Annotated in this window: 11 protein-coding genes; 6 read left to right on the top strand and 5 right to left on the bottom strand. The window is 61.0% G+C overall.

Going from position 1 to position 13,645, the window contains the following annotated elements:
* Positions 1 to 103 precede the first annotated feature (103 nt).
* The 3 genes from preA to hydA form a co-directional block, all read right to left on the bottom strand.
* Positions 104 to 1,378, bottom strand: coding sequence for an NAD-dependent dihydropyrimidine dehydrogenase subunit PreA (gene preA, locus NE357_RS16995; protein ID WP_169430843.1), 1,275 nt, complete (start codon positions 1,376 to 1,378; stop codon positions 104 to 106).
* Complete coding sequence (locus NE357_RS16990) at positions 1,379 to 2,746, bottom strand: NAD(P)-dependent oxidoreductase (RefSeq protein ID WP_169430842.1); 1,368 nt, start codon at positions 2,744 to 2,746, stop codon at positions 1,379 to 1,381.
* Positions 2,747 to 2,903: 157 nt separating this feature from the next.
* Positions 2,904 to 4,343 carry a dihydropyrimidinase gene (hydA, locus tag NE357_RS16985; protein ID WP_169430841.1) on the bottom strand — a complete coding sequence of 480 codons (1,440 nt, stop codon included), beginning with the start codon at positions 4,341 to 4,343 and terminating at the stop codon, positions 2,904 to 2,906.
* Between the two features lie 622 nt (positions 4,344 to 4,965).
* Between hydA and NE357_RS16980 the strand changes: the two genes are divergently transcribed.
* The 3 genes from NE357_RS16980 to NE357_RS16970 all read left to right on the top strand — a co-directional run bounded on the left by NE357_RS16980 (position 4,966) and on the right by NE357_RS16970 (position 8,737).
* Positions 4,966 to 6,450, top strand: a complete 1,485-nt coding sequence (locus NE357_RS16980) for an NCS1 family nucleobase:cation symporter-1 (protein ID WP_169430840.1) — start codon at positions 4,966 to 4,968, stop codon at positions 6,448 to 6,450.
* A gap of 30 nt (positions 6,451 to 6,480) precedes the next feature.
* Entirely contained in the window at positions 6,481 to 7,764 is a 1,284-nt protein-coding gene (locus NE357_RS16975; RefSeq protein WP_007952875.1) for a Zn-dependent hydrolase, read from the top strand.
* Positions 7,765 to 7,834: 70 nt separating this feature from the next.
* Positions 7,835 to 8,737 carry a DHH family phosphoesterase gene (locus NE357_RS16970; RefSeq protein WP_169432666.1) on the top strand — a complete coding sequence of 301 codons (903 nt, stop codon included), beginning with the start codon at positions 7,835 to 7,837 and terminating at the stop codon, positions 8,735 to 8,737.
* 160 nt (positions 8,738 to 8,897) lie between these two features.
* On the opposite strand, the gene NE357_RS16965 is transcribed toward NE357_RS16970, so the two are convergent.
* On the bottom strand, positions 8,898 to 9,095 hold the full coding sequence (locus tag NE357_RS16965) for a hypothetical protein (protein WP_169430839.1): 198 nt from the start codon (positions 9,093 to 9,095) through the stop codon (positions 8,898 to 8,900).
* A gap of 201 nt (positions 9,096 to 9,296) precedes the next feature.
* Between NE357_RS16965 and NE357_RS16960 the strand changes: the two genes are divergently transcribed.
* The 3 genes from NE357_RS16960 (at position 9,297) to NE357_RS16950 (ending at position 12,797) form a co-directional block, all read left to right on the top strand.
* Positions 9,297 to 10,787, top strand: coding sequence for a helix-turn-helix transcriptional regulator (locus NE357_RS16960; RefSeq protein WP_169430838.1), 1,491 nt, complete (start codon positions 9,297 to 9,299; stop codon positions 10,785 to 10,787).
* Between the two features lie 190 nt (positions 10,788 to 10,977).
* The gene (locus NE357_RS16955; RefSeq protein WP_169430837.1) at positions 10,978 to 11,220 is read left to right on the top strand and encodes a DUF1652 domain-containing protein; all 243 of its coding nucleotides are present in this window, start codon (positions 10,978 to 10,980) and stop codon (positions 11,218 to 11,220) included.
* Between the two features lie 923 nt (positions 11,221 to 12,143).
* Positions 12,144 to 12,797: a trimeric intracellular cation channel family protein gene (locus tag NE357_RS16950; RefSeq protein WP_249314306.1), complete on the top strand. Its 654-nt coding sequence runs from the start codon at positions 12,144 to 12,146 to the stop codon at positions 12,795 to 12,797.
* A 45-nt stretch (positions 12,798 to 12,842) separates the two neighbouring features.
* On the opposite strand, the gene NE357_RS16945 is transcribed toward NE357_RS16950, so the two are convergent.
* Positions 12,843 to 13,610 (bottom strand): SDR family oxidoreductase, encoded by a 768-nt coding sequence (locus NE357_RS16945; RefSeq protein WP_085687598.1) that lies wholly within the window; start codon positions 13,608 to 13,610, stop codon positions 12,843 to 12,845.
* Positions 13,611 to 13,645: the final 35 nt, after the last annotated feature.

Below are 13,645 nucleotides of genomic sequence, written 5' to 3'. Positions count from 1 at the left end.
CCGGGCTGGCCTCTTCGCGAGCAGGCTCGCTCCCACAGGGAAATGCATTCCAAAGGTGGGAGCGAGCCTGCTCGCGAAAGCGTCGGCTCAGACGCCGCTGTCCTCAAGGGCTGACATGGTAGGGATTCCTCGGATCATGATTCCAGTCCAGGAACGGCTTCCCTGTCTCCATCGGCACCATCTCGATGCAATCCGCCACCGGGCAAGTGATCTGGCACAGATTGCACCCCACGCACTCATCATCGATCACTTCATATTTGTGCGTGCCATCGGCCTGTTTCAGGCTGCTGATCGCCTGGTGTGAGGTGTCCTCGCAAGCAATGTGGCAACGCCCGCATCCGATACACGCTTGCTGATCGATCTTCGCGATCACCTGATAGTTGATGTCCAGGTACTTCCAGTCCGTGGTGTTGCCCACCGCACGCCCGGAGAACTCGGCGATGCTGGCGTAACCCTGACTGTCCATCCAGCGGGACAAACCATCCTTCATCTCATCGACAATCCGGAAACCATGCAGCATCGCCGCCGTGCACACCTGCACCGCGCCGCTGCCCAACGCGATGAACTCCGCCGCATCGCGCCAACTGCCGATGCCGCCAATGCCGCAGATCGGCAGGCCTTGAGTCTGCGGGTCACGGGCGATTTCCGCGACCATGTTCAGTGCAATCGGCTTGACCGCCGAGCCGCAATAACCGCCGTGGGTGCTTTTGCTGCCGACGGTGGGCAGGGCGACCATGTGTTCGAGGTCGACACTGGTGATCGAGTTGATGGTGTTGATCAGCGACACCGCATCGGCGCCGCCCCGATGTGCGGCGCGGGCGGCGACGCGGATGTCGGTGATGTTCGGGGTGAGTTTGACAATCACCGGCAGCGAGCAGTAAGTCTTGCACCAGCGCGTGACCTGCTCGACGTACTCCGGCACCTGACCGACCGCCGCGCCCATGCCGCGCTCCGGCATGCCGTGGGGGCAGCCGAAATTCAGCTCGATGCCGTCGGCACCGGTGGCTTCCACCAGCGGCAGGATGTGTTTCCACGACTCTTCGACGCACGGCACCATCAACGACACGATCAGCGCGCGGTCAGGCCAGTCCTTCTTCACCTGAGTGATTTCCCGCAGGTTGATTTCCAGCGAGCGGTCGGTGATCAGTTCGATGTTGTTGATGCCCAGCACTTCGCGGTTGGCGCCGTAATGCGCCGAATAACGCGACGACACGTTGACCGCCGCCGGATCCTCACCCAGGGTTTTCCAGACCACACCGCCCCATCCGGCCTCGAAGGCGCGCACCACGTTGTAGGCCTTGTCGGTCGGCGGCGCGGAGGCCAGCCAGAACGGGTTGGGGGCTTTGATACCGGCGAAGACAATCGAGAGATCGGCCATTTACGCAGCCTCCACGTTGAGCATCAGTTGAGCGTTGATCGCCTCGGCGGCGCGCTTGCCGTGTTGCACCGCTTGCACGGTCAGGTCCTGATCGAGGCTGGTGCAGTCGCCGCCGGCATACACGCCGGGGATGCTGGTGCGCAGGTTTTCATCGACCTGGATGCGTTCGCCCTGACGCTTGAGTTCGCGGGCCAGCGGGTCGGCGAGGGCGCTGCCGTCGAAGGCCTGGCCGATGGCCTTGAAGATCGCATTGGCGGCCAGTTCGAAGGTCTCACCCGTGGTTTGCAGACGACCTTCCACCAGATGGGTACGGGCGAAGCGCATGCCGCGCACCTTGCCCTGAGCGTCGAGCAGGACTTCGTCCGGTTGCGCCCAGGTCAGCAACCGCACCTGATTGGCCTTGGCGATGTCCTGTTCATGGCCGGTGGCGCCCATGTCCGCCGCGCCACGGCGATAGACCAGGTTGACGTCGCGGGCGCCGAGGCGGGCCATTTGCACGGCCATGTCGATGGCGGTGTTGCCAGCGCCGAGGACGATGCAGTGTTCGGCCAGCGGCAGTTGCGACAGGTCATCGGCCTGGCGCAGTTCGCGGATGTAGTCGGTGGCGGCGAGCAGGCCGGGGGCGTCTTCGTGAGCCAGACCCAGTTGTTTGCTCGCATTGAGGCCGAGACCGAGGAACACCGCGTCGAACTGTTGATGCAATTCGCTGAGGGTCAGATTCTCACCGAGTTTCTGTCCGTGACGGATTTCGATGCCGCCGATTTGCAGGAGGAAATCCAGTTCCTTCTGCGCGTAGTCGTCCACCAGTTTGTATTTGGCGATCCCGTATTCGTTGAGCCCGCCAGCCTTCTCCCTCGCTTCGAAAATCACCACGTCATGCCCGTGCATGGCGCTGCGATGGGCACAGGACAGACCCGCCGGGCCGGCACCGACCACGGCGATGCGTTTGCCGGTGGCGGCGGCACGCTGGAACGGATGTTCAGTGAAGTTCGCGTTGTCCACGGCGTAGCGTTGCAGCAGGCCGATCAGCACCGGTGCGCATTCATTGGCGTTGTTGCGCACGCAGGCTTGCTGGCAGAGGATCTCGGTCGGACAGACCCGGGCGCAACTGCCGCCGAGGATGTTCGCCGAGAGGATTTTCTGCGCTGCACCGGGGACGTTGTCCTGATGGATATTGCAGATGAAGGACGGAATGTCGATCTCGCTTGGGCACGCATTCACGCAAGGTGCGTCGTAGCAATACAGGCAGCGCGAGGCTTCCAGGTGCGCCTGACGGTCGTTGAGCGGCGGCGCCAGATCGGTGAAATGGCCGGCGAGGGCGGCCGCACTTTCGTGCGGGTGCGGGAGATGGTTCAGGGTCTCGATCACGGTTTTTTGCCTCACGGTTATTTGAGGTTTTCTGCCTCTGTCGGGCAGTGGTTTTGTGTTGCCTGAACGGGCCTCATCGCCAGCAGGCTGGCTCCCACATTTGGAATGCGTACACCTGTGGGAGCTAGCCTGCTAGCGAAGGCCGAAGGCCTGGGTTTCAGCGTTTAACCGCAACCGGCCTGTGCAACTCAGCCCGCTTGCTCAGCAAATCAAACACCGCCGGATACGCCGGCCGTTCGATATAGCGGCCCGCCCCACGCTCGGCGCGCAGGTCGCCGTCGGCCCAGACCACTCGGCCCTGGCTGACGGTATGGCTCGGTACGCCGGTCACGGTCTTGCCTTCGAAGATGTTGAAGTCCACCTGCTGATGGTGGGTCTTGGCGGAGATGGTGCGGGTTCCTTGCGGGTCCCACAGCACCAGGTCGGCATCGGCGCCGATGCGGATCGCACCCTTGCGCGGGTAGAGATTGAAGATTTTTGCGGTGTGGGTGGAGGTGAGGGCGACGAAGTCCTGCATCGACAACCGTCCGGTGTTCACACCTTCATCCCACAACACCGCCATGCGGTCTTCGATGCCGGCGGTGCCGTTGGGGATCTTGCTGAAATCGTCTCGCCCGGCCGCTTTCTGCTCGGCGCAGAAGCAGCAGTGGTCGGTGGCGGTGGTGTGCAGATTGCCGCTCTGCAAGCCATGCCACAGCGCCTCCTGATGCCCGCGCGGACGGAACGGCGGGCTCATCACGTAACCGGCAGCGGTTTGCCAGTCCGGGTGCTGGTAGACGCTGTCGTCCAGCAGCAGATGCCCGGCCAGCACTTCGCCGTAGACCGGTTGGCCCTTGCTGCGGGCGTAAGTGATTTCGTCGAGGGCTTCCCTGGTCGATACGTGTACCAGGTACAGCGGCGTGCCGATGGTTTCAGCGATACGGATCGCCCGGCTCGCGGCTTCGCCTTCGACCTGCGAGGGCCGCGACAGCGGATGCGCTTCCGGACCGGTGATGCCCTGGGCCATCAACTTGCGTTGCAGGTGATAGACCAGCTCGCCGTTTTCCGCGTGCACGGTCGGCACCGCGCCAAGTTCCAGGCAGCGTTCGAAACTCGCCACCAGCGTGTCGTCGGCAGCCATGATGGCGTTCTTGTAGGCCATGAAATGCTTGAAGCTGTTGATCCCGTGATGACTGACCAGCTCGGCCATTTCCTCACGCACCTGCTCGCTCCACCAAGTGATCGCGACGTGGAAGCCGTAGTCGGAAGCGGATTTTTCCGCCCAGCCACGCCACTGGTGAAAGGCTTCAAGCAGCGATTGCTGCGGATTGGGAATCACGAAATCGATGATCGAGGTGGTGCCGCCGGCCAGACCTGCGGCGGTACCACTGTAGAAGTCTTCGCTGGCCACGGTGCCCATGAAGGGCAGTTGCATGTGGGTGTGCGGATCGATGCCGCCGGGCATCAAGTACTGGCCGCTGCCGTCGAGCACTTCGGCGCCGGCGGGAATATCGAGGTTTTCACCAATGGCTTTGATCACGCCGTCAGCGCAATAGACATCGGCGCGGTAACTTTCATCATGGGTAACAACGGTGGCGCCACGGATCAACAGAGACATTCCGAGTTCCTCGCAGGCATGACCGACTTGTGCCGGTTCTAGTGTTTTATTTGTTTGCAGCGCCGAATGCGTAATCTTGTCAGTGCTGTCAGGAATAGACGCTAGTCGCAGTTCTGCAATTGATCAAGATTATTTTTTATAAGCTTATGAATGTTTTAAATCATTGAAAAATAACGATAAAAATACAAAATCACCAAAATGGTGAGGCGCTTCACCATTTTGACGCACTTGACAGGTTGGAAATATGAGCAAGATTTCCTATGTGAAATCAGCCGCTTGAAGTTGAGCTGAGGCTGATCGCCCACGATGAAAAAAAGTGCAGTGCACCAGATTGAGTCCTGACAGTTCGGACAACTTGCCTGGCAGTTAGCCTGAGTGTTCAGTCAAGTATCCGCGGGCTTGAAAGGTGAATAATTAAAACTGATAGACATCAGTCAGTTACAAGAAGCCAAACGCACGGCCCGATGCGAAAGCGGAGCACCCGGCACGTTTATTGATGCCGCCGCTGACACCTTGGCCGGTGCATGAAAGTTGTCAGTTCCTCCGGCCATCGTCCGGCTCGCACCTGCGTGTGCAGCCGCCTGATGAGCAAAAAAATAATCAGAAGAACAGTGGAGCGGCCATGCAACAGAACAGATCGCAAGTGACCGAGCGCGACGGCTTGTTCGAACTCGAAGCCGGCAGCGACGTCCTCGACAGTCCCCGTTACAACCACGACATGGCACCGACCAAGGTGCGCGAACGAACCTGGAACAAGTGGCACATCACCGCGCTGTGGGTCGGCATGTCGATCTGCGTGCCGACTTACACCCTGGGCGGCGTGCTCACCGCGTATTTCGGTTTGACCGTCGGTGAGGCGCTGCTGGCGATTCTGTTTGCCAACGTCATCGTCCTGATTCCTCTCACGCTCAACGCGTTTCCCGGCACCAAGTACGGGATTCCGTTTCCGGTACTGCTGCGCTCGTCGTTCGGGATTCTCGGCTCCAACGTGCCGTGCCTGATCCGCGCGCTGGTGGCGTGCGGCTGGTTCGGCATCCAGACCATGTTCGGCGGGCTGGCGATTCACCTGTTTCTCGGCTCGGTGTTCGAGGGCTGGAAATCTCTTGGCGGGACGGGGGAGGTGATCGGTTTCATGATCTTCTGGGCGCTGAACCTGTGGGTGGTGATCCGCGGCGCCGAGTCGATCAAATGGCTGGAAACCCTGTCGGCGCCGTTGCTGGTGGCGGTCGGCATCGGGCTGCTGGTGTGGGCCATGCCTAATGTGTCGATGACTGAATTGCTGGCGATTCCGCCGAAGCGTCCCGAAGGCGCGAGCGTGGTCAGTTACTTCGCCGCCGGGCTGACGGCGATGGTCGGTTTCTGGGCCACTCTGTCGCTGAACATTCCCGATTTCAGCCGTTATGCCCGCAGCCAGAAGGATCAGATCCTCGGGCAGATTTTCGGCCTGCCGCTGACCATGTTCCTGTTTGCCGCGCTGGGCGTGGTGATGACCGCCGCGTCGGTGAAACTGGTGGGTGTCAGCGTTTCCGATCCGGTGACTTTGATCGGCCATATCCAGAGCCCGGTTTGGGTCGCGGTGGCCATGGCGCTGATCATCATCGCCACGCTGTCGACCAACACCGCCGCCAACATCGTCTCGCCAACCAACGACTTCCAGAACATCGCGCCCAAGGTCATCAACCGCACCAAAGCGGTGATCCTCACGGGGTTCGTCGGGCTGGCGCTGATGGGCCATGAACTGCTGAAAAAACTCGGCTGGATCGTCTCCGACCTCAGTCTGGAAACCGTGTATTCGAACTGGCTGCTGGGCTATTCCAGCCTGCTCGGGCCGATCGCCGGGATCATGGTGGTGGACTATTTCCTGATCAAGAAACAGCAACTGGACCTGGCCGGCCTGTACCGCGACGACGTCTACCCGGCGTGGAACCGGGCCGGATTCATCGCGTTCGGCGTGCCGGTGGTGCTGACCCTGCTGTCGCTGGGCAGCAGCGCGTTCAGCTGGTTCTACAGCTACGGCTGGTTCACCGGTTCGGCGCTGGGCGGGTTGATCTATTACGGGTTGTGCGCGATGCGTGCGACGCCGGTGGCCGTCAAATCGCCGTTGTAATTCCCATAAGAACTGCCTGAGGAGATCCCCATGAACGCAGCCGTAGACGTTCTGCAATCGACCCATCAGCACATCAACCGCGACCGCTTGTGGGCGTCGCTCATGGAGCTGGCCAAGCTCGGCGCCACCGTCAAGGGCGGGGTCTGTCGCCTGGCCCTGACCGACCTCGACCGCCAGGCCCGCGACCTGTTCGTGCAGTGGTGCAAGGACGCCGGTTGCAGCGTCACGGTCGATGAAGTCGGCAACATTTTCGCCCGTCGCCCCGGCCGTAACCCGAACCTGCCACCGGTGATGACCGGCAGCCACATCGACACCCAGCCCACCGGCGGCAAGTTCGACGGCTGCTTCGGCGTGCTCGCCGGCGTTGAAGTGCTGCGCACCCTCAACGACCTTGGCGTGGAAACCGAGGCGCCGCTGGAAGTGGTGGTCTGGACCAACGAAGAAGGCTCGCGCTTCGCCCCGTGCATGATGGGTTCCGGCGTGTTCGCGGAAAAATTCACCCTCGAAGAAACCCTGGCCAAGGTCGATGCCGACGGCGTAACGGTCGGCGAAGCACTGAACGCCATCGGCTACGCCGGGCCGCGCAAGGTCAGCGGGCACAAGGTCGGCGCCTATTTCGAAGCGCACATCGAACAAGGCCCGATTCTGGAAGACGAGCAGAAGACCATTGGTGTGGTACTCGGCGCACTGGGGCAGAAGTGGTTCGACCTGAAACTGCGCGGCGTCGAAGCCCACGCCGGGCCGACCCCGATGCACCTGCGCAAGGACGCCCTGGTCGGCGCCTCGGTGATTGTCGGTGCAGTCAATCGTGCAGCGCTCGGTCATCAACCCCACGCCTGCGGCACGGTCGGTTGCCTGCAAGCCTATCCCGGTTCGCGCAACGTCATTCCTGGCGAAGTGCGCATGACCCTCGACTTCCGGCACCTGGAACCGGCGCGCCTCGACTCGATGATCGCCGAGGTCAAGCAAGTCATCGAAGCGACCTGCGAAGAACACGGCCTGACCTACGAGTTGACCCCGACCGCCGACTTCCCGCCGCTTTACTTCGAAAAGGGCTGCGTCGAAGCCGTGCGCGGCGCCGCCAAGGGGCTGGGCCTGTCGCACATGGACATCGTCAGCGGCGCCGGCCACGACGCGATTTTCCTCGCCGAACTGGGCCCGGCCGGGATGATCTTCGTGCCGTGCGAAGGCGGCATCAGCCACAACGAAATCGAAAACGCCGCGCCGGACGATCTGGCGGCCGGGTGTGCGGTGTTGCTTCGCGCGATGCTGGCAGCTTCGGCGGCGGTGGCGGGAGGACAGCGGGCCGCCTGACTTCAAACTGTCATCTGTTCGTGCGACGTTGCCGCCCTGAAAAGGAAGTCAGGGACGCGCAATGTCGCCCATCAAAGTCATCACCTCAGGCTCGGCGTATCTGGACATCGATGCCTACGCCTGCTGCATCGCCTACGCCGAATTGCTCAACCTGCAAGGCGTTCCCGCCCGCGCCGTCAGCAGTGCGAAACCCAACGCCAGCGTTTCGAAAACCGTGCTCGGCTGGGGCGCTGTTCTAGACGATTACCGCCCGACATCCAGCGATGAATTCGTGCTGGTCGATGTCTCCGATTACCACCACTTCGATCCGTTGGTCGCACTCGAACGAGTGGTAGAAGTCATCGACCATCATCCGGGCTTCGAAGGATACTGGGCGCGGATACTCGGAGCTGCCGCCGACATTCGCCCGATCGGCGCGGCGGCGACGCAGGTTTTCCAGTGCTGGAAAGCCGCAGGATCGCTGTCGAGTATCAGCAAACAAAGCGCCGCGCTGCTGGCCACGGCGATTCTGGACAACACACTGAATTTCACCGGGCAGATGACCACGGTGGCGGATATCGATGCCTACGCCGAGCTCGTGCCCCACGGGAAACTCACAGCGGACTGGCCCGAGCAATATTTCCTTGAATGCCAGACCGCTATCGAATCAGACATCTGCGCCGCATTGGCCGCAGACTTGAAACGGATGAAACCCGACAGCCTCCTGCCGCAGGTCTTCGCTCAAATGACGGTATGGGATGCCAACGCTTTGCTCGAAAGGCATCGTTCGACGATCAACGAATGGATGGCCGGGCAGGGCGATGACTGGCTGTTGAACCTCATCAGCATCCGCGACCGAAAAAGCTGTCTGCTGGCCAAAACCCTGGTCTCCCAAAAGAAGCTGAGCCATTTGTTGTCACTCGACTGGCACGCTGAAATAGCCGTTCTAGAGCCTTCAATGCTGCGCAAGGAACTGCTGAAGCTTTCTTTATAGTCAGCGCGGGAGGGTTATAAAGCGGGGGCAGGTGAACCGGATCTTCATCATGCGTAACCCTGACAAGCTGGCAGGGTTGCAGGCTTCGGCCAATATCCTGTAGCCGGGCAGCTGCGGGAGCGAGCCGCTCCCACAGTTTTTTGTACCGGCCGGGGAGGTGTTATTCCTTGATCGCCGAACCCTTGCGACGGTTACTGCCGTTCGGGTTGCCAACGTCCAGCAATCGTCTTTCCACCAGCACATTCTCGAGCGCCTGACGTTCGGCCGGCGCCATCTCGTGCTCGCGCTTTTTCAGCTCCAGCAGGATGGGGCTGGACCAGGTGCGATAGGTCTGTTCGATGAGGCGGCGGGATGTCATCAGTCTCTCCTTGATCAAGAGCCCGGTGTGGCTGGCAGGGGCTCAATCCGATGAGGTAATAACGTTAGTCGAGAAACCGTCGGCGCGCGAATGCCCGCGCACCCTTACGGATCACAGAGATTGCGGCGTGTCCGAGATTGTCGGCACGATCACAACGGCCTGCGGTCGTAAACTTCACATGCGCGAACTTGTGGAGAACCAATGAGCCGGGACGTCCTGACCACCGAAACCAACCGCCGTCAGTTGCAGCAAATCATTGCCGGCCTGTCCGACGGGGTGATTCTGCTGGAACTCGACCAGACGATTCTCTGGGCCAACGAAGCCGCGCTGGCGATGCATGGCGTCAGCCGGATCGGCGAGCTGGGCAACAACGCCGGGGAATACGTCGAGCGCTTCAACCTGCGGTATCGCAACAACCACACGCTGACACCGGAGCAGTACCCGATCAGCCGCGTGGCGACCGGTGAAACGTTCTGCGATGTGCTGGTGGAAGTTTCTCCGCGCAGCGATGAAGAACGCACCTGGATGCACAGCGTGCGCAGCATGGTCTTGACCGATCGCGATGGCGATATCGAGTCGCTGGTGCTGATCATGAGCGACGTCACCGATTGGGCCAATGCCGAACAGCGCTTCGAAAAAACCTTCAACGCCAACCCCGCACCGGCGGTGATCTGCCGCCTCAGCGACCTGCGTTACATCAAGGTCAATCCGGGGTTTCTGGAGATGACTGGTTACACCCGCGATCAGGTGATCGGCGCCTCGACCTATGAGCTGGATATTCTCGAACAGGCCGAGCGCAAGGACCTGGCGATCCAGCGCCTGCGCGATGTCGCGACCATTCCGCAGATGCAGGCTGAATTGCGTCTGCCGGACGGCGGCAGCAAGCAGGTGATCGTCGCGGGGCAGCCGCTGGTGCTTAACGACGAGGATTGCATGCTGTTTTCGTTTGTCGACATGGAGCTGCGTCATAAGGCCGAAGTCGCCTTGCGTCAGAGTGAGGAACGGTTTGCCAAGGCCTTTCGCCTGACGCCGGTGCCGATCCTGATTTGCAGCGCCGACGAGCAGCGGCTGATCGACGTCAATCAGGCCTTTCTCGATACCCTGGCTTACGAAAGCGACGAGGTTCTTGGCAAGACAGTCGCGCAACTGGATTTCATCGATGAACCGGCGGAACGCGCCCGGCTGCTGGCGGCGCTGGAGAAGACCGGCCGGGTCGATCGCGTCGATATGCGGATCCGCAGGAAAGACGCCGAGCTGCTGGAGTGCGCGGTGTCCGCCGACACCGTCAGCATTCAGGACACGGTGTGCTATCTGCTGGTGCTGATGGACATCACCGAACGCAAGCGCACCGAGCTTGAGCTGGTGGCGGCGATTGAAGAGGTGATGAAGGATGCGTCGTGGTTCAGCCGGACGCTGATCGAAAAACTGGCCAATGTGAAGAAGATCAACTCGCCGCAACTGCCTAGCGTTTCGTTCACTGATCTCACGGCCCGCGAACGCGATGTGCTGGGGCTGATCTGTGAGGGGCTGGCGGACAAGGAGATTGCTGCGCGGTTGAAGCTGGCGCCGAACACGGTGCGCAACCATGTGGCGACGGTGTATTCGAAGCTGGATGTGCACAGTCGCAGCGAGGCGATTGTCTGGGCTCGCGAGCGCGGGTTGTTCTCAAGCAGTAGCAGGGGACAGCGATAAGGTGCAAATGCACTAGTTCATGGGGTGCAAATTCGGGTGTCTGACGGGGCGGGCTGTTCTTAGTCTGTTGGGGTGCGATGCGGGTTTTGTTCGTGATCGTGTTCCTTCCGTCGTTGTTAATGGATCTGACCATGAATGTGTTGTTTGTTATTGAACCTGGCGTGATGCGTCGATTGTCGGAGCTGGCGCGATGATTTATCTGGCGCGGTTGCGGGCTCGGCTTGAGTGTAGTTTTTCGCCGTTGGCTTGTGAGTGTGTGGTGGATGGGGATCATTCGCTGACGGTGAAGCTGTATCACCCGGCTTCCGGGGAGGTTGATCTGGTGATTAGCGGGTTGAGTCTGGGGGCCTTGCGTACCGATGAGGCGGTGGATGCCTTGATTGATGAATTGCGGTATGAGCTTGAGAGCAATTCTTTGCGCTCGCCCAGTTGAGCTTGGCGGCCTTTGGGCCGACCATGCTGTTTTTGGGTTTGGGTGTGTATCCGTTTCTTCGGGTGTTGCGGCTGGCGGTTCCGCTCTTACAGCGGGTCACTTTTGACAAACGCCCGGAATGCCGGCCCAGCCAAAAGTAACCAAAAAGTCTTTACCCTGACGTACGGCCCTCGCTGTGGCTCGGGTTCCTTCGCTCCGGGATTGATCCGGGGGCATCGCCTACGGTTTGCTTCGCTGCACCTCCTCTCGATGTGTTTGGCTTCGCCAAACGGTCGCTGCGCTCCCACCCCCGGATCAATCCCTCCACTCAGCCTGCCGACGGGCCCTGCGATCAAAAGCGGTACTCGAGCTAACGCTCATCGTGTTGAGTGGTGGAAGCAAAGGCAAAGGCAGGTGCGGGATGTTTGCTTTTTAAGACCCGGGTTCACCTCGGTATGTCACGTCGGTGTACCTTTCCCAAACAACACGGTCAGTCCCCTCTCCCTCCGGGAGAGGGTTAGGGTGAGGGCTGGTTATAAAGGTTGTCCAAAATCTTTCGGCCTCCACGATCCACTCAGCAAACCCACCCCAAAATCGACAGCCAATTCCCCCCAATCCCACCATTTCACTGGCACTCACCCCCCACTGGTCTATAAGGAATGAGTGGTTCGGTTTCCATAACCGGGCGTTGTCCTGCTCGGCGACGGGAGTTTTCTTCCATTCATCGCGGGTCATCCTATGAACAATCCTGGGAAACGCGTGTGTTTTTCGTTGTTGTCGGCGTTCGGTCTGGTGCTGCTCAGTGGTTGCGCCAGTCCACCACCCCCTCCGCCGGCCGCGCCGCCTCCGCCACCTGAGCGGACTTGTCAGGTCATGGAAAATACCGAGGTCGCCGGTGATGCCTATGCCGACGGGCAAGTGACTCGACACATCACCAAGACCCGTTGCGTCACTCAATAACCCGGGCGCCGTTGCAGGCGCGGGTCGAGTGGATTGTGCTGGTGGCCGACCTGGTCGGTACGGCGGTGTTTGCGGTTGAAGGCGCGATTACGGCGATGCGCAGTCAGCTCGATCTGCTCGGGGTGATGGTGATTGCCTTCATCGTCGCACTCGGTGGCGGGGTGACCCGCGATCTGTTGATCGGTGCTACGCCGCCCAAGGCTGTAGCGGACTGGCGTTACCCGGCGCTGGCGTTTGCCATGGGCGGGGTGGCGTTTGTTTTTCATGAGCAGGTGCTGGGCTGGTCCGGTTCGACCCTGATCGTGCTGGACGCGGCTGGGTTGGCGCTGTTTGCCGTGGCCGGGGTGCAGAAGGCGTTGAATTTCGGGATCTCGCCGTTTGTGTCCATGCTGATGGGCACGATTACCGGTGTCGGTGGCGGGGTGCTGCGGGACATGGTGCTGGCGCGGGTGCCGGTGGTGTTGCAGGCGGATCTGTATGCCAGCTCGGCGTTTGTCGGCGCGGCGGTATTGATCGTCGGGCGCAGGCTGGGTGTGTCGCCGGTGGCGGCTGCGTTGCTGGCGGGGGCGGCGTGTCTGTTGTTGCGGTTGTTGTCGGTGCATTTCGGCTGGCAGTTGCCGAAGGTTCTGGAGGCATGAAAAAGGCAGCCCTTGGGCTGCCTTTTCTTTTGCATCAGCGGCGGATCAGGACAGGAAACCGCCGTCCACGTTCAACGATACGCCGGTGGTGTAGCTCGAGGCGTCGCTCGCCAGGTACAGCACGGCGCCGGCCATTTCGCTCGGGTCGGCTACGCGTTTGAGCGGGATCTGCGTCAGGGCCTGTTTCAGGATCGCATCGTTCTTCACCAGCGCCGAGGCGAATTTGGTGTCGGTCAGGCCCGGCAGCAGGGCGTTGCAGCGGATGCCGAATTGCGCGCATTCCTTGGCGAAGACTTTGGTCATATTGATCACGGCGGCCTTGGTCACCGAGTAGATGCCCTGGAAGATCCCCGGGGAAATGCCGTTGATCGACGCCACGTTGATGATGCTGCCGCCGCCGTTTTCGCGCATCAGCTTGCCGGCTTCCACCGACATGAAGAAGTAGCCACGGATGTTCACGTCGACGGTTTTCTGGAAGGCGCCGAGGTCGGTGTCCAGCACGTTGCAGAACTGCGGGTTGGTCGCGGCGTTGTTGACCAGGATGTCCAGGCGCCCGAACTGTTCCTTGATCCCGGCGAAGACCTGGCTGATCTGTTCCATTTCGCCGATGTGGCAGGCGACCGCTGTGGCTTTGCCGCCAGCGGCGATGATGGCATCGGCTACGTGCTGGCAGCCTTCGAGTTTGCGGCTCGAAACGATGACGTGGGCGCCTTGCTGGGCCAGCAGTTTGGCGATGGCTTCACCGATGCCGCGGCTGGCGCCGGAGACGAAAGCGATCTTGCCGTCGAGGTCGAACAACTGAGTCTTGGACATGGGATTCCCTTGTAGTGAGCCTTGTTATAACGCCG

The organism is Pseudomonas sp. G7(2022) (assembly GCF_052660475.1).
The sequence above is the reverse complement of the archived record's forward strand: the minus strand, read 5'-3'. Positions and strand labels throughout refer to the sequence as shown.